This is a genomic window from uncultured Victivallis sp., from assembly GCF_944391105.1.
Lineage (GTDB): Bacteria > Verrucomicrobiota > Lentisphaeria > Victivallales > Victivallaceae > Victivallis.
In genome coordinates, this window is record NZ_CALXSK010000001.1 from 1 (window position 1) to 22,720 (window position 22,720).

Consider the following 22,720-nt stretch of genomic DNA (forward strand, 5'->3'; position numbering starts at 1 on the left):
TGAAATGCTGAGAGAGTCTTATAAATATGGGAAAAGGGCGGCTGCAAAACTATGAGGTTTTGCAACAGCCCCTTTTTGCTCCACTTCGCCGCTTGCCGAGCGGAGACGATGATGCGTGATGTTGCCCGGCTGATTGGTAATTTGAAGGATGGCTGGTACGGGGAGCGACGCGGCCGACAACAGCCGCTTTCTCTCCCCCGAACCCCTCTCTTCTACTGTCGCGCGAGAAAGAAAAAATGTTTGTGAGGCGAATTCAGATGAAGGGACGGCGGTCGAGAACACTCCGGAGCGGGCACACGGTAACGATCTCCCCCGGCAGCGCGAGTTGAAGTTCCGCAACCGCGGTCACCATCCCGAAAAGTGCATGCAGATCGTCGCCGCCTATGGCGTTCTCCCACGATTCTCCGCACAGGAAGGCGTGGTATTTCCGCGCAAACTCCCGCAGAGTCTCCCGACTCTCCCGGAACCGGTGCGGCGTCTGCCGGGTCGCCCGGTGAAGCGTGAATACCCAGTCCACTTCGAGAAAACTGAACTTCTCCCCGAAAAATTCCAGCAGCTCCCCATCCCGGTAAAGAGCGATGCAGCTGTCGATCATCTTTTCCGGGAACGGGAATGCCCGCCGGGCGTGCAGATAGCAGAACAGATAATGGAAATTCCCGGCGAGATGGCGGGCGAGCTCCTGTTTCCCCGTTGCCGCGCCTCTGCGGCAGATGCCGGTCTCCGGATCGGCGTGCGCGTCGAGATCGTCGAAGTAGTCATTTCGCCATGCGGGAGTCATCATGCCGGTCAAAAAACAGATGGTGTAGAGACCGGCTCCTTTGTGGGATTCGTTCCACGGATTTCCTTCCCAGTCGAGGGAGTCGAGAAACTCCCGGGGAGTCTGTCGTGAAAGGAGTTCCTCCACCGCCGTAACCGGATAGCGGGGCCCGGCCTCAAAGAGTTCCAGTGCAGCCAGACAATGCGCGGTGGTGTGCAACGGATGATGCGTCGCTTCCCGGAAGAGCCCGGACGCCGGATCCTGAAAATCCTGCAACGTACGGATTGCCGCGGCGCGCTCGTCGGGATCGCGCGTCATCTCGCCGATTGAGTAGAGGATATTCGCCGCATCGGCACAGCCGTACTCGTTGGGCACGGCATTCATGTCCGGCGGCATGCGGGAATACTCCCCGGGGCGGAGTTTCCGTAACAGGATTGCATTTCGTACACGTTCGACCACCGGTTGAAAATCAAGCTGCATTTTTCTTCTTCACGGGAAATGTCGGCGTCTCGCAAGCCGTCCTTGAGGTTGAAAATCAAGCTGCATTTTTCTTCTTCCCATATTGAAGTCACAAAACATTTCATGAACGGCAACCACGACAAACCGGCATCAGACTCATGATGCAAATAATGCGTTTAAACAAATATCTCGGAGAAGCGTCTGAATATAACCCAGCAAATCACGAAAAAGCCGAACAGGCTCCCGAAAAGAGCGGCGGGAGCCAATGATGAAACCAGCCGCAGCTCTTTCTTCCGATAACTGATAACAGCATAAACCAACAGGGTAATAAACCAGGCGATGAAACCAAGCAAACTCCAATAGGTATGAAAAATGATCACTCCTTCCATGTATAAAATCGGCCAAATAATCCCGGCTGAAACAATCTTCCGTTTTCCGGGAGACAGAAGCGCGTAAATCATATAACCTGTGATAGAAAAAAATGTGATGAACCAATACCATCTCCAGATTTCCGCATGGGAAAACCGCTGAGAAAAATACGGCCACAACGTTACCATTTTCAGAAACAACGGCAGCACAAAGCTCCAGATTGCCACGGCATATATTCTATATAAGAACGCGTCTATTCTCGAACACAGGGCACGGGAATAGATTTCCATAAACGACACAATGATCGGAGGCAGTATAAAAAGACAGTCAACGCATCTTTGAAAGGCATATCTTTCATCATTGCAGGAAAAGGAAAACACGTGATGAGCAATTGAGGCGATTCCCATCACGATCAGAATATTCGTTACAACGATCATGATCGCTCTTTTCGCAAACTCAGTCATAACGCCTCCCCGTCCCGCATGAAACCGAAACATATTTGAACAACTATACACTGTCGCAGGAGAATTGCAACCTTTGACACAATCGAATTCGATGATTCGAGTTGAACTTACAAAACCGGCAATAAATCAAATGCCAGAACCAGCAGCGACGACAGCACTGCAAGAACGATCCTGCCCCAGGCGTATTTTCTACGGGAAGATTTCCAATTTCGGATTTCGTGCCGCATCCCCCCAAAAAAGCAGAAAAAACAGCGGAACAGGAATCGCGCATGCGAAACCGGGAGTTCCGTTCTCATCGACGTAAAAAACATCGGTCCGATCCCCGGATTACAATACTCCGCATCCCGGGAATTGCAATCTGCCGGATACACCCGGCTTAAAGTTTCATTCGCTGAATCGAGAGGAAGAACAGCCCGCCCGGGCGCAGAATATGAAGGATGCCAAATACCGGTCCCTTCTCGAACCGAAAGGTTTGAAAATCCTCCTCCAGAGAGGTCCGGTAACTCCGGGCATCAGAAGCCGTTCTGTACAAATGAAACATTTCGACCACCCTCTCCGGCAAAGGAGCATCACCCGTCGGCGCAATCGTGAGAACTTCACTGGCCTTCCATCCCGTAAACTCATCCTCCCCTCGAAACGGAAGCCCACGGGAGGCGGGATCTCCGTCGAACAACGCCAGCGCCTCCGGCGCCAGTCTGCCGTAGATCCCGGTCGTCTGCCACCCGCGATGGGAATTCGTGAACTGCTGATAAAAAAGCGTCCCGTCGATCTTCAGATCGCCGAGTCCGAGCTGTTCACAAATGGCGGGAGGAAGAAAATCAAAATCCCCGGCCTCCCCCGTCCGCATATCCACGGTGGACCTCAGCAGAAAATATACTGCACAGCCGACCAACAGCAGACCGAAGAGGAGAAAAACGAGAACCGCTTTCCTCTTCATCGGCGAAAAAAGATGCCTCCCCAAAATCACCGTGCGCCGCCTTCCCGATCAGAAATCACGTTTTCCGGGGAAACCATTCCTTCCCCGTACTACAATACCCCGATCTCCGGTCGATTGCAAATCCGGACGGGCTCATCGACATCGATTCCTCTCAAAGGCCGATCGCGACCCCGCACGTCCGGGAAACATCCGCACACACCGGATCAAGAATGGTCCCCGCCGCAAAGTGGTGATAGAGAATATGCGCGCCCCAGGCGTGACAGTCCGATCGCAGCCAGCCGGAGTTCGGAAACACCTCCGGCATGGTGCGCACTCCCGGCTCTCCTGCGGTTTCCAGATACCGCTCCAGCCGCCGTCGGAAAAGGTCGTCCAGCTGGAATGCGCGGCACGCCTCCAGATAGTAGAATGAAAATGCGATCCCGCAGGAATCGAGATTCCCCCGTCTCAACACCGGAATCACCGCGCTCTCCCTCAGCGCCAGCAGCGCAAATACCTGCGCATGTTCCGACACGTAACTGTGGTTGCGATCCTCCGCAAAACAGCCGCGTTCCGGCATGAAATACGTGTCGCGAACCGCCGCGGCGAGCTGTTCGGCCAGGCGTTCCCGGTTCCGCGCCTCCTCCGGCGAGCCGAAATTCCGTTCCAGATCGGCCAGATCGTTCAACGCAAGAAGGAAAATCAAATTCAAAGTGCACCCCTCCCCGTTCCGGCATCCGGGAGGGACTCCCCCCTCCCAGCTCTCCAGCCAGTCGATGAAATTCCAGCCCGGCACGTGAAGCAGCCGGTCCGGGCCGAGACACCCTTTGAGAAAATCCGCCACCCGCCGCGCCGCCGGGAGCAGTTCCCGGATCACCGCTCCATCCCCGGTGTGTCTGGCGTAGTCGTGCAGCATCTGGATGTAAAACGCCGAAAACGCGGGAATGTGAAGCGTGTAATACTCCCCGAACTCCGGCCGGTACGCGGCGGATTCACGGGTCGGATAACGGCATGGGAGCATGCCGGACGCATACTGTCCCTCCGCAAACTGTCGCAGCACATTGCGCGCCGGCCGGATGTCGTCCGTCAGGCAATAGAATACAAGCAGATCGAAACGACTGTCCGAAATATATTGAAGCTGTTCATAATAGGGACAATCCATCAGCGTCTCGAACGAACACGCCTGCAGCGTCGCCCACGAACGGCGCAGAAGCCGGGTCATCCGCTCATCGCCGGGTACCTCCAGGGAACGCCTGAGCTTCCAGGGATAACCCGTTTGAAAAAAACGGGCTGATTCGAGTTTCACATCTCCATACAGGGTCATTTCAAGCGTCCGTCCCGCGTGCCACCAGTAATCGCGCCAGCAGACCTCTCCGCCGGTCAGCCGGAACCGGTCGCCCGATCCTGAAAAACACGGATACGGTTCCCCCGGCTTGCTCTGTTCCGCAAATCCCGGCGGCGGGGTCTCCGCATCGCAACCCGGTTCGGCCCAGCGAAGTCGCACCTCTCCCGTCCCCGAAAACCGGTACTCCCCGTAAACGCAGACATAATCATCAAAGAAGAAATACGGTCCGCTGCGGCGGAAGTTGCACACCTCCTCGCTCCGCATCGGCGGCAATTCCGACTTGACAAGCGGACGCGGTGAGTTGACGTACTCCGGCTTCCGCCACTGTCCTCCATCACCGGTCAGGGCATGCCAGTTGAACGACTCGTCAGTCAGAATATGGGCATAACTCCCCCAGTCCGTGTTGCTCGAAACAAAACTGCACCCCATGCAGAGCTGGTATTCCCACTCGGCAGAAAGCAGACCGCTCTCATCGTTCACCAGCAATCCCGGCATTACGGACATCTGACCACGGGCGGTCAACCCCGCTCCAAAAGCCAGAAGCCGGGCCGTCAGCACATGCTTCCCCGGGGCGACCGGAATCTCCACCGTCGACAGAAACCAGCGTTCCGGCGTCCCGCGCGGCGGCCCGTCAGCTATCGATTCTCCATCGCAGAAGAACCCCACCCGCTCGTCGGCGCTGTACGTGAAACGCACAACGCCCGGAGCCGTCACCTCAAACCGATTCCGAAACACCGCTAAATACGGCGGAGCCACCCCCCACCCGGAAGGACGCATCCAGATCTGTGCAGCCATTTGCCTGCCGCGCTCCCATCAATTGTCTGTGTATGTGAAATTGTACTGTCCCGACTGCCGCAGATCGTCCGCACTCAGCGCTTCCGCATGGCCGTCGAGCATCGCCGCATTGCCGAACTTCTGCCCCTTGTGCCGGAGGCTGAACACCTTGACTTCTCCGTATCCCGAACCGGTCGCATGATGCGAACCGTTCATGCTGTTTTCAATCACGTAATACTGATAACCGTTGTCGGTCCGGGCCGAATCACCGACCAGAATCAGATCGCGCCCCTTCTCCGTCTCAAACTTCAGCGCCCGGGTCAGACTCCGGGCAAAATAGGAAACCCCGATTCCCGACACCGAATAGGAGTTGTCGGTGATGTTCGGCACGCCATAGGACTGCATATCCAGATGGTCGAATGTCGATCCCACCGGGCAGCACCACACTCCGTACTGATTCCACGGGGATTTCTGCGGAAATCCAGACAGATACCCCTTGTCACTCAAAAACTTCGCCCACTTGGTTCCATACGGATCCGGCGGCAGCAGAATGCCGCGCGAGTCATCGGCATACTGCAGATGAATCATCCCCATCTGTTTGAGATTGCTCAGACACGCAGTGCTTCTCGCGCTGTCACGGGCACGGTTCAACGCCGGCAGCAGCATCCCCGCCAGGATCGCGATGATCGCAATCACCACGAGGAGCTCTATCAAGGTAAACGCCGCTTTTTTCGTCGCATTGCCGCGTTTTTTGACCGTTGCGGGGTCGTGGGCGGCAGGGGGCGTTTCCACCTTCCGGAACGTTGCTGGGTCGTGGGTGGCAGGGGGCGTTTCCACCTTCCGGAACGTTGCTGGGTCGTGGGCGGCAGGGGGCGTTTCCACCTTCCGGAACGTTGCGGGGTCGTGGGCGGCAGGGGGCGTTTCCACCTTCCGGGACGTTGCGGGGTCGTGGGCGGCAGGGGGCGTTTCCGCCGCCCCCCGCACCCCCTGCGTCCGGCAAGGTGCCGGTGCCGCGTACGGAGCGGTCCCGGACTCGGCTGCGGTCGGCCGGCGCGAGGAGAAAGAGCCGCAAAAACGCGAACGGCTCTTCCCGCTTTTCTGCGGAAAGACCCGTTCGCGTTTTTGCTCCACCTCGCCGCTTGCCGAGCGGAGACTTTGTTGCGGGGCTATGATGGACCGATGGGACGTTTGAGGGGTGGTCGGTACGGGGAGAGACGCGCTCTTGCGAGCCGCTTTCTCTCCCCCGGCCCCCTCTCTTGACCGCCCGGCGCAAGCCGGGGAAGAATTGGATACTTGATAAATTTTTGCCACGGGGAGCCCGATCAAGAGAAGCGCCGCTTCGAGCGTTGCAGAATCATGGGAGGCTGGAGTGTTTCCGGAGCCGGACGCGTACCGCCATTCGACACGGAAAGAGAAAGCCGGGGCAGGGAACTTCTCGAACGGAAACAGAGCCGGAGAGGATTCATTTTCCATTCTCATTGCAGGGGACTCCTTTCTGTAAGTTATTGATTGTCCAAGTTAATCTTCAAACAAAACAACCGGATAGCCGTTGTCGTTTCTGCCGTCATCCAGAATCTCCGTAAGTGCATGATACCCCTCGCGGCAGCGCCCGTCATTGTCGTTCACGAGCAAATTGAAACGGAACGGAACTCCACGGACGATTCCGAGCGTATCGGCAGGAACCTCCAGGTCGTAAACGGTCTCCTTCTTCTGCTCATCGCGGCTGACGGCCGCGGCAATCTGATTCAACAATGCCGGACCATCGCACTGAGCGGGATTGAGCCAGCAGAATTTGCGGACGTTCCCCTGATTGTCACGGGCGACCCCGAACTTCCACATGCCTCCGGTCGCCGTCCGGGAGAAGAAAAACTGCAGCCCGTCTCCCTGATAAATCAGCGTACCGTTCTGATCCTGAAAATGAATGTCATCCCGCACCACAGCCCGGATGACGATCCGGTCCGGACTCTTCCACCCGAGCCAGAGTTTGACGGAACAATCCTCCCTCCCCTTCCAGATGCACTCCGCGAACATCGGGTCGTTCGGGGAGGTCTGCTGAAAACTCGAACCGTCGCAACGCTCAAAGTCCGCCGGACGGTCAAAGCCGGTACGGGCCCGCAGCGTGAACCGCGGCGTTATAAACTGCCGGACGGCCGCCTTGCCGAACTCCGTATCGAACGTCAAGGTCAGCGTCAGCGGTTTCTGCAGTCTGCCGGGATCGAATTCCATCCGGAAAACGCCGTCTTTCACGGCAAGTTCCCGAGCCTCCTCCCCTTCCGGCTGCCCGATGACGGAGCGCACCACGCCCTTCCCCGCGAGACGGAACTCCCCGGTATTTCCCGCGGGAACAAACAGTTCGCCTCGAACCACCGGGAGTTCCCGCTGCTCCAGAACCAGCGTCGCCGGAGACGAGGTGACGGGCAGCAGCAGTTTTCCATCGATCACCTCCACTGGTGCGCGGTTGCCGAACACGTCGACCTGATACACGTCCCCCTGAACATTCTCCAGAACCAGCAGCCGCTCGGAAACCGGCGGATAAAGCGTCCAGGCCGGCAGCAAAAGTTGTTTTCCCTTCCGGAACAGGTAGACGCTGCACTCGTCGAACGAGAGATCACGCAGCAGCTCAGCCCCGCGGAAAAGCCGGGTCACGTTGTTGAAGGCGAGATACGCCTCCTTCGGCTCCAGCGCATGATCCAGCAGTCCGAAGTTGTGCTCCTTGTTGTACGGGTCGCGCCCGAGATCGTACATGTTGTGCCAGACGTGGGCAACCGCCCCGTTCGCCTGCGAAAACACCATCTTTTCAAACAGAACCTCGGCCTGAACCTGCCGGGAACAGAAGGACGACGTGATCGCGGTTTCGTTGGCCGCCCACGGAACCGTGATGTTCCACTCCCGGCGAAGTCGCAGGAAATCCCGGATTCCACCCGCGTATTCATGGAAAAATCCGTGCAGGTGAATCGGATGAAGGTCATACTTTCCCCGGGCGGCGCGCAGAGCCCGCGGCATGAAATCCGGGAACGTCATTTTCGGATGCTGGCCCGGCAGGCAGGTGAACCCGCAGATCGCCACCTTGATTTCCGGATTGACCGACTTGATGACGCCGTAAGCGCGCTTCAGCAGCTCCGCGTACTCCTCGGGGGTGAAGTTCGCAAATCCCGGCAGCTCCGCCTCGTTCCACACCTCCATGACCCGGATGTTGTCTCTGCCGTAACGTTCGACGCTGTTGCGCACATACTCCTCCCAGAGCCGGTAGTCCGGCAGCGGGAAGCCGAAACTCGGCAGGATCGGTTCATAGGAGGGCTTCCAGCTCTTTGAAGTCGCCCAGCGCGGCGGACACCAGAGGATCGGCGCCCAGCGCAGGTGATTCTTCTTCAGAATCCGGCTGTGCGCGTCCGGATAGCTCCAATCCCATTTCCCCTCGTGCCGTTCGATGTACATCCAGATGATCGACGAACGGTCGAAGTCCGCTCCACAGAGCCGTGCCGCCAGCGCGCAGAGTTCCAGCCGCGGCAGCGCGGGCGTCAGCAGAACGACCCCGTACTGCATCTTGTCATGTTCCGTCGTTTCGTTCGGCGGCATATAACCGACCCGGCGCGAAAAATACACCGGACGCCCCCCGGCCCCCGGCAGCGTTCCGGACAGCCGGTACAACCCGAACCGCTCCGGTTCCGGCAGCGGAAATTCGCACGCTTCGCCGGGAGCGAGCGAGAGTGTTTCGATGCGGTGATCCAGCTCTCGGCCCGCAAGGTCGCTCCAGATCAGCTCCGCCTTCCCGGAGAGAACTTCGCGACCGGAATTGGCGATCCGGTATTTCCCCGGCGTTCCCTGCTGCCAGACATTGACCGGGGAGCCTGCCCCGAATAAAAAATCCAGTTTCACATGCGGAATCTCATAGGCGAGCTCAACCAACTGAACGTCCTCACCGGATTCGACGCAAATTTTCCGCAGGGAAACAGACATTGTATCAAGTTCGTATGGAACCGGATAGATTAATGTGACCCCATCTTTTCCATCCGGTTTTACGGTTGCCGCCTTCAACGGTTTCTCCTGTTCTCCATGCTCCAGGAGCAGAATGGCCTGCGGATTCCCGCCGGAACACTTCAGACGCAGGCGGAACTGCCCGCCGTTCAAAACCGGGAAATTCACCCCCTCGGCATATTCGAACACCCGAACGTCTCCCTCCCGGCCGACCGAGAAGACCTTTCCCGGAACAGCGACCCCCTCCTTCACCAGGATCGGTTCGCGCTCCTCCGGGAACTTCTCATACGTCATGGAAGAGATTCTCACCTCCCCCGGAGCCGAACCGGCCGGGTAGTCGACCGCAAACCCGAGCAGTTTCACCGGAAAATCGAGTTTCCGGTTCATCGTCGCCTCCGCCGAACTCTTCCAACTTGCGGCGCGCGCCGTGTCGTTCCCGTCGATCCGGTAGTTCAGTTCCTCCACACCCTCGCCGACGGCGGCGCGGAACTGGAAGATTTCGCCGTCGCGATCCATCAGCCGCAGTGAAAGCGCACTGAGTGTGCTTTGCGCACTCCTCTTCAGCTTCACGGTCACGGTTGCAATTTGAAACGTTCCAAGCGGCTGCGCCACTGGAAACGTGAACTCCATGAAACGCCGGACCGCCGGGTCCCAGCTCACCAGCAGACCGTCTCCTTCCGGTGCAACACCGGCCTTCCCGCCAGCCGCCCAGAAATTCGAGCCGGCAAACCTGGAAAAATCAACTTCACCGGCAGTACAGCCGAACGCGGCAATGGAGAAAAGCAGAAAATACAACACACGCTTCATACGATTCATCCTTATTCTCATTCGAGGTTTTCGTCTATATTATACCTCGCCTTTCCAGTGATAACCTTTCCAGAAATGACATTTTATCGTTATAAAATGCCACTGTACCGTTTTTTCTTCCGGAAAGCAATGAATTTTCGGGAAAATCCGCCGTTTTTCGATGCTCCGGCTGAAAATACGGTTGAAAAGCAAACGGGAAGATGCTACGCTAAAAAAAGTCACCCCGCAACAGAAACCAGAGGTGGGAGTTCACGTTCCTGCCGGAAACGACATGGGCAATGGCGAGTTTTCTGACCAACGATCTGGCACGTTATCTGCCGCGTCACGCGATGCCGCTCTATGTGGAGGAGGTCGCCCGCGGAGCGCACCCGGCGCGGAAATTTCACGGGCACACCTTCATGGAGCTGGTTCTCGTTCAAAGCGGTCCCGGACTTCACCTGATTCAGGCGGATCCGGAACGGCTGCCGCCGCACCGGGACAAAACACCGTCTTCCGAGTTTGCATCCGAGATTCAGGCGGGAGACGTGCTTCTGATCTATCCGGGGGTCTCTCACAGTTACGATCGGACCGAAACCCTCGGTCTGGTCAATCTGGTCTACGACCCCCGCAAACTCGCATTGCCGCTGCTCGACGGGGAGATGATGCCGCTGTTCGACCGTCTGTTCACACCGCGGCGCGCAATCAACCCGGAACTGGTCGCGCGACCGCTTCTGCATCTCTCTCCCGCCGGAAGCGCCACGCTGAGCGGAAAAATCGCCGAACTGGCGGAGGAGCTCTCATCGAACCGGCCCGGCCGGAACTTTTACAGTGCGGCGATTTTCATGGAGATCATCGTAACGCTCTGCCGTGCGGGGGAAACGGCAGAGGAGGCACCGGTCCCGGAATTCCTGATCGGCGACGCGATCCGTTACATGTACGACCATCTCTTCGAACCGATCAAAATCGACGATCTGCTCGGAGTCGTCCACATGTCACGGCGGAATTTCTTCCGCCGATTCCGCAGCGCGACCGGCAGCACCCCGCACGCCTATCTCAAGGATCTCCGCTTTTCCCACGCGACCCGGCTGCTGTGCCGGACCGACCTCACCATCACCGAAATCGCATTGAAAAGCGGCTTCTGCGACGGGAATTATCTCTGCCGGCTCTGCCAGGAGCGGACCGGCATGACGGCGCGCCGCTTCCGCGATATGAACCGCTCCAGACCGGAGTGATCGGAAATGCCGCTCACTCCCGCGGTTCGAGAAAACGACGATAGTTTTTCGCGAGATCGGTCATCGCCTCCTGGTAGAAGCGGATCTGGTCGCGCGTGCCGCAGACGGAGACCGCACCCGCCGTCCCCCCGTCCCCGGTCGGATGGGCAAGATCGCCGATCGTCATGAACCCGTTGACCTGAAGATCGCTCAAAGGGCTGATGAAGATGTCCGCGTCCCGCAGGATCGACAACCCCATCGATCCGACGAATTCGCCCATCGACTCCGGCATCCACCGCTGCGCGAGCCGGTAGAAGAGCGGGTGGATCATCGAATAGAGCTCCAGAAGTTCATAACTCTCGCTCGTGCCGTTCCGTGTGCGCCAGAGCCTGCGGTTGAACTCCTTCTGAAAATTCAGAAATCCCGAAAGCGGATTCGCGGGGTCGATGTACGCCCCCGCCCGGATGAAAACCAGACTCAGCTCCCGCTCGGCAGGATTCCCGCTCTTCGGCTCCGTGTCGACCGGAAAAAGCATCTTGCAGTTGCGGAAAAACCGATGCTGCGCCAGCCCCCAGACCACCATGCCCGCCACCGTCGCGGCGCCCTCCATCAGCGTCGCGTACTTTGCGTTCAATTCACGCCGCAGCGTCAGCATCGGTCCGAAGTCGAGAAAAAAGCGGTTGCGGAACAGCCGGTTTCCCGCGTAGAGGATCTCCGGCCGCGCCACCGGAGACGACAGCGCCGGATACGGCAGAATCCCCGCACATCCCCAGCTCGTTTTCAACCCCGCAAGACTCTCCTGCATCGGCATGCCGTCGACCGGCACGTGATGGAACTGCATCCACAGATCCGCTTCGGCGAAATCCGGCGTGAACCGCGCAACCACGTTCAGCAGTCCCCAGCCGGGATTGCGGTATTTGCGCAGATTCGGACTCGCGATCCGGCGGGCAAGCTGAAGCTCCCGCTCCTTCGGCAGCAGTTCGCAGTGGAGAAAAGTCGCGGTCAGCAGCCGTTCAACGAGGCTCTTGAGCTCGTGTCGCGCCCCGAAGCTGAATCCCGGCACTCGACGCGCCCAGCGGCGCATCCGCCCCGCGAGAATCCGCACCTGGTCGCCGCCTTCGTTCGAGCGGAGGCGGTTCACGTTGACGACCATGCAGCGCAGCGTCTCGCGGATATGCTCCCGCGTCAGAAGCTGAAAGTTTTCGCGGCTCGTATCGAAATGCATCTCGATCCACAGCAGCTCCCCGCTCTTGTCGTAGAACGCCTCGGCGATGTCGGTGAAATCGATCTTCCGCCGGCCGAGCCGGAATCTCCCCGGCGCCGCCGTCCAGTGCAGCGCGCTGTGCCCCCGGATGTACTCCGCCAGATGCTCTGCCAACTCCCGGCGCGCCGCCGGAAAATCCTCCGGCGCGACCTCTTCCCGGCAGTAGCGCAGCCGGAAACACGAAAGCACGAATTTGGAATATTCATTGCGCAGAAAGATCCCGGTCGCCTTGCGCCAGCCGTTCTCCTCGGCGCGCATGCCGAGTTTTTTCAGCAGTTGCAAAACCTTGATGAAAATGAGCAGAAAAACCGTTCCGAAGCTCCAACGGTCCACGAGCCGGGCCATGCGCAGCTTGTACGTTCCGGTCAGCTGGCGCAAGTGGCTGCCGAACGGCGACGAAGGACGCGGCGGCGGGGTTCTCTCCACCGGAACCGGCGGAGCGGGAGCGCCCGAATCGCACAGAAATTCCGCAATCACTCCGGCAGTCTCCCCGGGCATCTCCTCCTGAGGGGAGTGTCCGCACTCCGGCAGCACGACGAGCCGGGAGTTCCGGAGACAGCGGTGGAATTTTTCGGCATCTTCAACTGAAATGATCCGGTCCTCGGCTCCCCAGATGATCAACGCGGGCAGCGTCCGTTTTTTCAACCCCGCCTGAAAACCGGCCACATTCGGAATGCGGAAGTGGCGTGCCGCCGCGATCACGCAGTCGCGCGCGCCCGGCAGCCGCATCGCCTCGGCGTACTGCCGGATCAGCTCCTGCGAAATCTTCTCTTCCCGGAAATAGGCGCGGCTCATGACCAGGTAGACCATGAGCTCCTCGTTTGCGAACCGCAGCAGCGGATTGCGCGGCGAAACCAGCGCCAGCGTGGCGATGAATTCCGGAACCTCCGTGAACATCCCGGCCGGGTCGAGCAGAACGAGCTTCACGACCCGTTCACGGATCTCCCCGTCCTCCAGCAGCAGACACGAGATCGCCCCGCCCATCGAGTGGCCGACCAGCACAAGATTCCGCAGATCAAGACGGCGGATGAACGCCGCGACGAATGCCGCCTGATCATAGAGCGTCAGATGCTCCGGATCGTTCTTCGAAGAGTAGCCGAACCCTTTCGCGTCGATCCGGATATAACGATAGTTCTCCGGGAGAAAGTCGAGGAGCGCATCCCAGGTGCAGCCATGTTCGGCAAACCCGTGGATCAGCAGAACCGGATCCCCCTCTCCTCCGCTGTCGTACCAGGCGATCCGGCTGATCGCCCCCCGGTCGTCCGCGAATTCCGCGTATCTGCGCTCCCCCATGCACTCTCCCGGGAGTTACTTCCCGTCCGCGATCGCCGATTGCGCCGCCGCCAGCCGCGCAATCGGCACCCGGAACGGACTGCACGAAACGTAATTCAGCCCCACCCGGTTGCAGAACTCGACCGACTTCGCCTCGCCGCCCTGCTCGCCGCAGATGCCGATCTTCAGTTCCGGCTTCACGCGACGGCCGTTCTCGACCGCGAACCGGATCAATTTGCCGACGCCCGCCTGGTCGATCGTCTGGAACGGATCGGCCGCGAGCAGCTTCTTCTCCAGGTAGTCCCCGAGGAATCCGCCGATGTCGTCGCGGCTGAAGCCGAAAGTCATCTGGGTCAGGTCGTTCGTGCCGAAGCTGAAGAAGTCCGCCTCCGCCGCCATCTCGTCCGCGAGCAAACAGGCGCGCGGGATCTCGATCATCGTCCCGACCTTGTACTCGACCGCTTCGAGCCCGAATTTCGCGGCGACCTCGCCGGCGACACGTGCGAGAATCTTCTTCTGAAAACGGAGTTCCGAGGCGTCGCAGGTCACCGGAATCATGATCTCCGGATGGCATGCAACGCCTTCCTTCTCCAGTTCGACCGAGGCTTCCAGAATCGCGCGCATCTGCATTTCGGAGACTTCCGGATAAGTGATCCCGAGCCGCACGCCGCGGTGCCCCATCATCGGATTGACCTCGTGCAGATTCTCCGCGCGTCTGGCGATCTCCTCGACCGTGATACCGAGCGCCGCCGCAAGTTCCGCCCGCGCCGCCGGGGCGCTCGGAACGAACTCGTGCAGCGGCGGATCGAGCAGCCGGAACGTGACCGGCAGCCCCGCCATCGCCTTGAGCGTGTTCTTCACGTCGTTCTTCACAAACCCGAAGAGGTCCGCAATCGCCGCGACCCTCTCGTCACGGGTGTGCGCCAGAATCATCCGCCGCAGCGCGAAGAGCGGCTTCTCGCTGTTTTTGCCGTAGAACATATGCTCCGTCCGGAAGAGGCCGATCCCCTCCGCACCGAAGCTGCGCGCAATCCGCGCATCGTCCGGCGTGTCGGCATTCGCGCGCACGCCGAGTCTTCGGAACTTGTCCACGAGCGCCATGAAGTGCTTCAGCTGCGGATTCTCGCTCGAATCGATCGTCGTGAGCGCCCCGGCATAGACGTAGCCGCGGCTGCCGTTGATGCTGAGAACATCACGGTCGGTATAAGTCACGCCGCCGACCTTCATCGTGCGGTTCGCCTCATCAATCACAAGCGAGCCCGCTCCGACGATGCAGCACTTGCCCCAGCCGCGGCAGACGAGCGCGGCATGGCTGGTCATGCCGCCGCGGGCGGTGAGAATTCCGGTCGCGGCGCGCATGCCTTCGACATCCTCCGGATTGGTCTCCTCGCGCACCATGACCACTGCTTCCCCCTTCGCCGCAGCGGCGACCGCCTCGGCGCTGGAGAAAACGATCCGGCCGACCGCTCCGCCCGGCCCGGCCGGAAGTCCCTTCGCGATGATCGACGCCCCCTTCTCGGCTTTCGGGTCGAGAATCGGATGCAGCAGTTCGTCGAGCTGCGCCGGAGAGACGCGCATCACGGCGGTTTTCTCGTCGATCATCCCCTCTTCAAGCATGTCCATGGCCATGTTCAACGCGGCCGCGCCGGTCCGCTTGCCGACGCGGCACTGCAGCATGTAGAGCACACCCTCCTGAATCGTGAACTCGATGTCGAGCATGTCGCGATAATGCGCCTCAAGTTTGTTCCGGATCGCATAAAGCTGTTCGTAAAGAGCCGGATAGAGCTCTTCAAGCGACTTCAAATGTTTGTTCTGCTCGTTGCAGGTATCCTTGTTGAGCGGATTCGGGGTGCGGGTTCCGGCGACGACGTCCTCGCCCTGCGCGTTGATGAGCCACTCACCGTAGAACTTGTTCTCGCCCGTGGCCGGATTTCGCGTGAAGGCCACGCCGGTCGCGGAGGTTTCGCCCATGTTGCCGAAGACCATGCTCTGCACATTGACCGCAGTGCCCCAGTCGTCCGGAATCCCTTCGATGCGGCGGTAGGAGACCGCTTTTTTGCCGTTCCAGCTCTTCAGCACGGCGCAGATGCCGCCCCGGAGCTGCTGCATCGGATCGTCGGGGAACTCCGCGCCGAGCGTCTCCCGCACTTTCGCCTTGAACGCCGAACAGAGCTGTTTGAGATCCTCGACGGTGAGATCGGTGTCGCTCGCATAGCCTTTTTCGGCTTTGAGGTCGTCGAGCATCTCGTCGAGCTGTTTGCGGATCGCCCTGCCCTCCCCGGGCTCGATTCCCTCGGCCTTCTCCATCACCACGTCCGAATACATCATGATCAGCCGCCGGTAGGCGTCGTAGACGAACCGCTCGTTGCCGGTCTTGGCGATGAGTCCCGGAATCGTAGATGTCGCCAACCCGACGTTCAACACGGTCTCCATCATGCCGGGCATCGAACTGCGCGCGCCGGAACGGCAGGAGACCAGCAGCGGATTGGCCGGATCGCCGAACTTCATACCCATGACCGACTCGACCCGGGCGAGCGCCGCCTGAACCTGTTTCTCCAGACACGCGGGCAGCCGGCCGCCCTCCCGGAAGTAATCGACACAGCATTCGGTCGTGATCGTGAATCCCGGGGGTACCGGCAGCCCGAGCGAAGCCATTTCCGCCAGATTCGCGCCTTTGCCGCCGAGCAGCTCTTTCATCGAACCGGAACCTTCGGAATCCCCTCCCCCGAACGAATACACATATTTCTTCTCCGCCATTCTTCCCTCTTCCTCCGTACTTCTGCTGTTGTCTGTGACTGTTCTTCAATACGGGGCCGCAACAGCGTCCGGATGCGGCCGTTCCGCCGATGTTTCTCAGTAGAATTTGTCGATCACTCTGATGATCTGATGTTTCTGCGGATTCTTCTCAAGGCCGAGGAACATGAACGATCCGCGCACCTCAACCGGGAACGGAATTCCCTGAATGTAGGTCCGCCCCTCTTCCGCGATCTTTTTCACCCGCTTTTCCTGCACGGTCGACGAACGGTCGTATTTGTAGACGCCGACCTCGCAGTCCGCAACCTTCACGGCGCAGCCGCTCGTGGCGCGGAACGGTTCGCCCGGCAGCGGCCGGACCCCCTCGACCTTCACCCCTTCGCGCTCAAGGTAGACCGCGAAATCCTCCGGCCTCAGATAGTTGTTGTCATAAGTCGTACAGCCCGCCAGGAAAGCGGCGCAGACGAACGCCGACACCGTGACAAAAAGTGTTCTTCCGTTCATTTTCATCCATTCCCCGTCAAAATTATTTCCCGAAAAATCTTCCGGCACGACCACATAATCTAATCCCCGCCGCGCCGGAATACAAGTTCCCCCGCGGACAAATTTCGCACGCCGCTCAACGGCTCCCGGTTCGAGCGGCGAAGTGGGGAGAATCCCCCCACTCGTCGTAAGCGATCCGCTCCCCGATGGCAGTGATCGCACGCTCGAGCGATACCCGGGCGGAATCGGCATTCTCATCGGTGCCCGGCTTGTTTTCATAAAGCAGATACCCTTTGCGGTATGCGAGATCCCCGACGTTCGGCATGATGACGTTCGCACCGGCAAGAAGTCCGAGCTCCCTCCCGTCCGGCGCGAGCGCCTGCAGCGCGGTCGTGCTCGCGATGTTCACGTTGCGCAGCAGAAGCCGGGTGACGGCGATCATCTTGAGGCCCGCTTCCAGCTGCCGGTTCGCATCGCTGCCGGTTTCCGGAAATTCCCGCCCGAGCGGCGTATCGTGGTGGACAAGATACGGCCCCATTCCGATCATGTCGACGTCGAGCTTCTGAAAAAAGCGGAGGTCACGCACAAGATGCGACACCGTCTGCCCCGGCAGCCCGATCATCACACCGGTTCCGACCTGATACCCCGCCTCGCGCAGAAATCCGAGCGCGGCGACCCGCTCGTCGTAACGGTGATCCGCCGGGTGAAGCCGGGCGTAAAACTCCGGATCGGAACTCTCGATCCGCAGCAGATAACGGTGTGCTCCCGCGGCGAACCAGCGGCGGTACGTCTCCAGCGTCTGTTCTCCGAGCGAAAGCGTGATCCCGAGTCTTCCGCCGTCGATTGCCTTGATCTGCCGAACCGTCTCTTCGATGAAGTCGATCCAGGCAGGATCGTTCCGTTCCCCCGCCTGAAGCACAATCGATCCGTAGCCGAAGCGGGCGGTGAGCCGGGCCGCCTCAAGAATCTCTTCGCGACTCATGGTGAAGCGGGAAACCTTCCCGTTGCCGCTGCGGATGCCGCAGTAGTAACAGTTTTTCCGGCAGATGTTGGAGATCTCCACAAGTCCGCGCAACCGGACCCGGTTTCCGACATACCGGAGTTTCACGGCGTAGGCGGCGCGGAAAAGCGCCTCAAGTTCGGCGGGTTCCCCGAGCCCCAGCAGGAACGCGAGCGCCCCGTCGTCGAGACGTTCTCCGGCGACGGCGGCGGCAAGTACGGTTTCGAGTTTCATCATGCTCCTCCACGGCTGAATGCGGCAGATAATGTAGCACTCCGGAGAAAAATATGCAACTTTTTCGAAATTTTCTTCATTCGGGGATTTGCATTCTGCCGGATTGGTGATATCTTAAGGGACGTTGCGAAAACCGACGGATGCGGGGGAGTAGCTCAATTGGTTAGAGTACCACCCTGTCACGGTGGATGTTGCGGGTTCGAGCCCCGTCTCTCTCGCCACTTTTTTCAAAGGTGCGACGCATCCGGAAAGTTGACGCATACCGCAGATATGCGGGGGAGTAGCTCAATTGGTTAGAGTACCACCCTGTCACGGTGGATGTTGCGGGTTCGAGCCCCGTCTCTCTCGCCACTTTTTTTGTCTGAATTCCATTTCATTTTTTCGTGTCATCGCTCGTTTTTCCGGAAAAAACGCCCCCTCGGACGTGATTATTCGTAAATTTTCTGCTTTACGGGTTGACTTCCGTTGTTTTTGGCGTCATAATACATAGGGAAGAGTATTGAGGAAACCAAAAGCCGACGTGCGACCGCGGCGACCGCGGGGCACCCGATACGACAGGGAGGTGCGCTTATGACGGAGACCAAAATGCCGACCCGGATCACGGGAGAATGGATCTGGAAGAATTCGCTTCTGAACCGCCCCGACAGCTTTCTCCTGATGCGCAAGGAGTTTGTCTGCACGACGGTCAATCTCGACACGCTCCTCTGGATCAGCGCGAACTGCGCCTATCAGCTTTTCATCAACGGCCGCTTCGTCGGCTTCGGACCGCGCGCCCACCAGAACTGCGGCGTCAGCTACGTCGACATGCATGAGGTGACCTATTACCTCGAATCCGGAATCAATGTCATCGCCGTGCTCGTCTACTACAACGCCGACCAGGGCGGCCACAACCGACACTCGCCCGGACTCTGGTGCCAGATGGAAGCGCAGGGAAAACTTCTGCTGTGCAGCGACCAGACCTGGGTTGTACGCGAGGGGAACTGTTACTGCGCACCGCGAGCACGCCTCTCGAAGGATCAGGGATTGAGCCAGTTCTTCAACGCGGATGACTGCCCGCTGAACTGGACGACCCCGGTCTTTCTGACCGACGGACAATGGAAGCACCCGGACTACTCCACGATCGTCGGAGACGACTTCGGCAGCAAACTCGAACCACACCCGCTCGCGCCTCCCGGAATCGCGGTGGAAAATCCGGTGCCGGCCCCCTTTGCCCGCGGAAAACTCGTTCAGCCGCCGAACTGGACGCAGGTCACATTCGAGGACGCCGACGGCAACGGCATGGAAACCTATGCCGCCAACACCTTTTTGTTCAGCGAAATCGATGAAAGTCTCCCGGCGCGCGTCTATTCCGACGACCCGATGAAACTCTTCTGCAACAACCGTCTCGTGCTCAACACTTCCGAAGCGATGGGCGTGGAAGTGAAGCTCCCGCTCAAAGCCGGGTGGAACCGGTTGCTGCTCGTCCAGAATCCCGGACGCCATGCGATGGGCATGGTCATGATGATCCCCTCCGACGACGGCCGCGAATTCTGGTTCAGCCGGGCCCCGGAAAAGCAGGCATCCGAAGGCTGGAACACCGTAGGCCCCCTGAAACTGTCGCTTGAAGAGGCGACGCCGTCACTGAAATTCGGACGTCTCGTACAGGACAATTACGTTCCGGAACTCGAATACCTCACCGATCCGGACGCGTATTTGTCACAAAGCCGTTTCGAAGCGGAAACCCTTCCCGCCGACGAGGAGGAGGCGAAACTTGCCTGGAGCCGTCCGCTTCAGACCGGCGACTTCGCGCTCTACCGGCTCGACATGGTCCGCTACGGCTTTGTCCGGGTCACGCTGGAGGCGGCGGCGGGAGACCTGGTCGACATCACCATCGGCTGTCGCCGCACGGAAAACGGCTTCATCTCCGCAGGCAAGGAGGTGCGGGGAACCGGTACCATCCGCTGCCGAAACGCCCGGAACGTCTACCTGACCTTCATCCCGACGGACTGTTTCTACATCATGATCTCCGTCCGGCACACCTCCGGCAGCGTCAAGGTGCTCGGCATCAGCTTTGAGGAACTCGTGCGGAACGAGCGGCAGGAAACCACCTTCCGCTGCTCCGACGAACTTCTGAACCAGTTCTGGGAGATCGGCCGGCAGACGCTGCGTCGTTCCGCCGCCTTCGTTCCGCTGGCGGAATCCCGCGCCGACAACGACTGCTACATGCTCGACGCCTACATCGACGCGGTCAACATGAGCGTGACCTTCGGCGATTACGAGTACGCCTCCGCCCGGCTGCGGCAATTCCTTGACGCGCAACTCGAAAACGGCGACATTCCGGCGCTGACGTTCGGTTCGCGGCATGCGTCACAGGTTCATCAGCTCTTCTTTCTGCCGGTCTGGATCTACTACAATTACCGGTTCACCGCGAACATCACCCGCCTCAGGGAGACGATTCCGAGCCTCGACCTGACGCTCGAATACTTCGAAGCGATGATCGACGAAAATACCGGGCTGCTCGTCGATACGGAGACCCGGTTCAGCTTCGACAGCCGCATCAGCTCCGGGGAGTTCCGGGCAGGAGAGATTCCGACTTACATCAACGCGCTCTTCTGCCGCTTCCTGCTTTCGGCCGCGGAAATCTACCGGACGGTCGAGGAGGAGGAGAAGGCAGCCCACTGCTACGACCTCGCAGGCAAAGTCGCCGAAGAGTTGCGCAACCGCAATTTCGACCCCGCCTGCAGCCTCTTCTGCCGCTGGTCGCTGGAGAGCGAACGCATGCCGGACCACAACCTGTTCGCGAACTTCTGCGCGATGTTCGGCGGAGTTCTGCCGCTCTCGTCGTTTGAATATTTCTTTTACAGCTTCTTCAACTACGATCCTCCATTCGACCGCAGTGACGAATCGCGCCACCCGTACTTCCATTTTCTCTTCATGGAGATGATGTTCGCGCTGGGGCAGAAGGAGTGGCCGTTCCGCTACTTCCGCGACTACTGGTCGAAACGGATGTGTCCGGAAGCGAACGCCTGGCGGGTCGACTTCGAACACGACGATCCGGCGCCGACGAAGTTCTCCGAAGGGAGCTGCGTCTCGCCGAACATCTTCCTCGTGCGTGAAATCCTCGGGATCCGCATCGCAGAGGCGGGTCACTCGGTCATTTACTTCAATCCTGCGTTTCACCAGGTCGACTGGGCCGAATCGGTGTTTCCGATGGCCCGCGGCCGGCTGAAAGTCAAATGGGCGGTGCAGGAGGACGGCTCGCTCGACGTCACACTCGATTCGAGCTTCCCGGTGAAGATCCTTCCGGAGATGAGTCACAAACAGCTTGCGAACACCGTATTCCGCCTCGGGGAGAAGGTGACGCTGCTGAATCCCACCCCCGAATACGACATCGATGACGGAGACGGGGACGGGGAGAATTGATTCTCAGTTGCCGCGCCGAAACGCCTCCAGCGCCTCCGGGAACGGGGAAAGCACCCGCTCAAGCACGCCGTGGCAGGTGGAGATCGCCATGCCGTAGTTCGTAATCGGCACGCCGCTGCGGCGGGCGTTTTCGATCCGGCGCAGGGTTTCGCGCCGGTTCAACATGCAGCTCCCGCAATGGATCACAAGCTGATACTTTGAGAGGTCGGCGGGATAGTCGCGCCCCGCACCGACCGTGACGTGCAGTTCTCCGCCGACAAACTTCGCCAGCCAGCGTGGAATCTTCACCCGGCCGATGTCGTCGTCGCTCGCATGGTGCGTACACGCTTCGGCGATGAAAACCCGGTCGCCGGGCCGCAGCGAGCGGATTCGTCCGGCTCCGGCCGCCAGCACATTCATGTCCCCCTTGAGCCGGGCGAAGAGAATCGAAAAAGTCGTGCAGGGAACATCCGCCGGCGTCTCGCGCACCATGAGGTCGACCACCTGCGAGTCACAGACCACGAGCGCAGGTTTTTCGCGCAGATTCGCAAGGGCGCTCCTGTACGCGCTCTCCTTGACCACGTAACAGAGTGCATCCGAATCGAGTGCATCGCGGACGGCCTGCACCTGCGGCAGGATCAGTCTCCCCTTGGGAGCCTGAATGTCGACCGGGACGATGAGCACGACGGTGTCCCCGGGTTTCACGAGGTCTCCGAGCAGCGGCGGCGGCGTGAGAAAATCCTCCGGGCATCCCGCGAGCAGCGCATCCTTGAGCAACGGCAGCACGCGTTCGCGTTCGGCCTCTCCGCCGTTCGAGGAGACGCAGAGCGGTTCAAATCCGGTCGCCTCGCGCAGCTTCGCCAGGAACTCCGGCGCGGGCGCGGTCTGATCGCACTTGTTCACGATCGGGATCAGACTGACTTTGCGGTCCCGGGCAACCGCGAGCATCCGCTCTTCGGGGGCGCCCCAGACGCCCGCGCCGGTCACGAGCAGAATCACGTCGGCACGGTCGAAGGCGCGGCCGGAACGTTCGATACGGCGGTTGCCGAGTTCAGTCTCGTCATCGATTCCGGCGGTATCGAGAAAAAGAACCGGTCCGAGCGGGCGCAGTTCCATCGCTTTCTCGACCACGTCGGTGGTGGTGCCGGGAACGGGTGAAGTGATGGCGACATCCTGTCCGGCGATCAGATTCATAAAGCTCGATTTGCCGGAATTCGTACGTCCGGCGACGGCGATCTGGAGGCGCATGGAGCGCGGTGCGGTTTCCATTTCTGACAGA

The 22,720-nt window shown here is 59.7% G+C and carries 13 protein-coding genes and 2 tRNA genes; 4 read left to right on the forward strand and 11 right to left on the reverse strand.

Annotation, left to right across the window (positions count from 1 at the left end; genetic code table 11):
* Positions 1-253: 253 nt before the first annotated feature.
* The 6 genes from Q0K10_RS00005 to Q0K10_RS00030 all read right to left on the reverse strand — a co-directional run bounded on the left by Q0K10_RS00005 (position 254) and on the right by Q0K10_RS00030 (position 9,863).
* Positions 254-1,237 (reverse strand): hypothetical protein, encoded by a 984-nt coding sequence (locus Q0K10_RS00005; protein WP_294501501.1) that lies wholly within the window; start codon positions 1,235-1,237, stop codon positions 254-256.
* 155 nt (positions 1,238-1,392) lie between these two features.
* The gene (locus tag Q0K10_RS00010; RefSeq protein ID WP_294501503.1) at positions 1,393-2,049 is read right to left on the reverse strand and encodes a hypothetical protein; all 657 of its coding nucleotides are present in this window, start codon (positions 2,047-2,049) and stop codon (positions 1,393-1,395) included.
* Positions 2,050-2,425: 376 nt separating this feature from the next.
* Positions 2,426-2,986: a hypothetical protein gene (locus Q0K10_RS00015; RefSeq protein WP_294501505.1), complete on the reverse strand. Its 561-nt coding sequence runs from the start codon at positions 2,984-2,986 to the stop codon at positions 2,426-2,428.
* Positions 2,987-3,137: 151 nt separating this feature from the next.
* The gene (locus Q0K10_RS00020; RefSeq protein ID WP_294501508.1) at positions 3,138-5,102 is read right to left on the reverse strand and encodes a hypothetical protein; all 1,965 of its coding nucleotides are present in this window, start codon (positions 5,100-5,102) and stop codon (positions 3,138-3,140) included.
* Between the two features lie 18 nt (positions 5,103-5,120).
* The gene (locus tag Q0K10_RS00025) at positions 5,121-6,212 is read right to left on the reverse strand and encodes a prepilin-type N-terminal cleavage/methylation domain-containing protein (protein ID WP_294501511.1); all 1,092 of its coding nucleotides are present in this window, start codon (positions 6,210-6,212) and stop codon (positions 5,121-5,123) included.
* 387 nt (positions 6,213-6,599) lie between these two features.
* Positions 6,600-9,863 (reverse strand): hypothetical protein, encoded by a 3,264-nt coding sequence (locus Q0K10_RS00030; protein ID WP_294501514.1) that lies wholly within the window; start codon positions 9,861-9,863, stop codon positions 6,600-6,602.
* 278 nt (positions 9,864-10,141) lie between these two features.
* Here Q0K10_RS00030 and Q0K10_RS00035 point away from each other — a divergent pair, with 278 nt between their 5' ends.
* Positions 10,142-11,074 (forward strand): helix-turn-helix domain-containing protein, encoded by a 933-nt coding sequence (locus tag Q0K10_RS00035; RefSeq protein ID WP_294501516.1) that lies wholly within the window; start codon positions 10,142-10,144, stop codon positions 11,072-11,074.
* A 13-nt stretch (positions 11,075-11,087) separates the two neighbouring features.
* On the opposite strand, the gene Q0K10_RS00040 is transcribed toward Q0K10_RS00035, so the two are convergent.
* From Q0K10_RS00040 to hydE, 4 genes are all read right to left on the reverse strand, one after another.
* The gene (locus Q0K10_RS00040; protein WP_294501518.1) at positions 11,088-13,610 is read right to left on the reverse strand and encodes an alpha/beta hydrolase; all 2,523 of its coding nucleotides are present in this window, start codon (positions 13,608-13,610) and stop codon (positions 11,088-11,090) included.
* A gap of 15 nt (positions 13,611-13,625) precedes the next feature.
* Complete coding sequence (ppdK, locus tag Q0K10_RS00045) at positions 13,626-16,346, reverse strand: pyruvate, phosphate dikinase (RefSeq protein WP_294501520.1); 2,721 nt, start codon at positions 16,344-16,346, stop codon at positions 13,626-13,628.
* A gap of 96 nt (positions 16,347-16,442) precedes the next feature.
* Complete coding sequence (locus Q0K10_RS00050) at positions 16,443-16,847, reverse strand: hypothetical protein (RefSeq protein ID WP_294501524.1); 405 nt, start codon at positions 16,845-16,847, stop codon at positions 16,443-16,445.
* Positions 16,848-16,962: 115 nt separating this feature from the next.
* Complete coding sequence (gene hydE / locus Q0K10_RS00055) at positions 16,963-18,060, reverse strand: [FeFe] hydrogenase H-cluster radical SAM maturase HydE (RefSeq protein ID WP_366942909.1); 1,098 nt, start codon at positions 18,058-18,060, stop codon at positions 16,963-16,965.
* Between the two features lie 144 nt (positions 18,061-18,204).
* Here hydE and Q0K10_RS00060 point away from each other — a divergent pair.
* From Q0K10_RS00060 to Q0K10_RS00070, 3 genes are all read left to right on the forward strand, one after another.
* Positions 18,205-18,281 (forward strand) — tRNA-Asp (locus Q0K10_RS00060).
* A gap of 53 nt (positions 18,282-18,334) precedes the next feature.
* Positions 18,335-18,411 (forward strand) — tRNA-Asp (locus tag Q0K10_RS00065).
* Between the two features lie 219 nt (positions 18,412-18,630).
* Positions 18,631-21,462, forward strand: a complete 2,832-nt coding sequence (locus Q0K10_RS00070) for an alpha-L-rhamnosidase C-terminal domain-containing protein (RefSeq protein WP_294501530.1) — start codon at positions 18,631-18,633, stop codon at positions 21,460-21,462.
* Between the two features lie 3 nt (positions 21,463-21,465).
* Here Q0K10_RS00070 and hydF read toward each other — a convergent pair whose 3' ends face one another.
* Positions 21,466-22,710 carry a [FeFe] hydrogenase H-cluster maturation GTPase HydF gene (gene hydF / locus Q0K10_RS00075; RefSeq protein WP_294501533.1) on the reverse strand — a complete coding sequence of 415 codons (1,245 nt, stop codon included), beginning with the start codon at positions 22,708-22,710 and terminating at the stop codon, positions 21,466-21,468.
* Between the last annotated feature and the right edge of the window lie 10 nt (positions 22,711-22,720).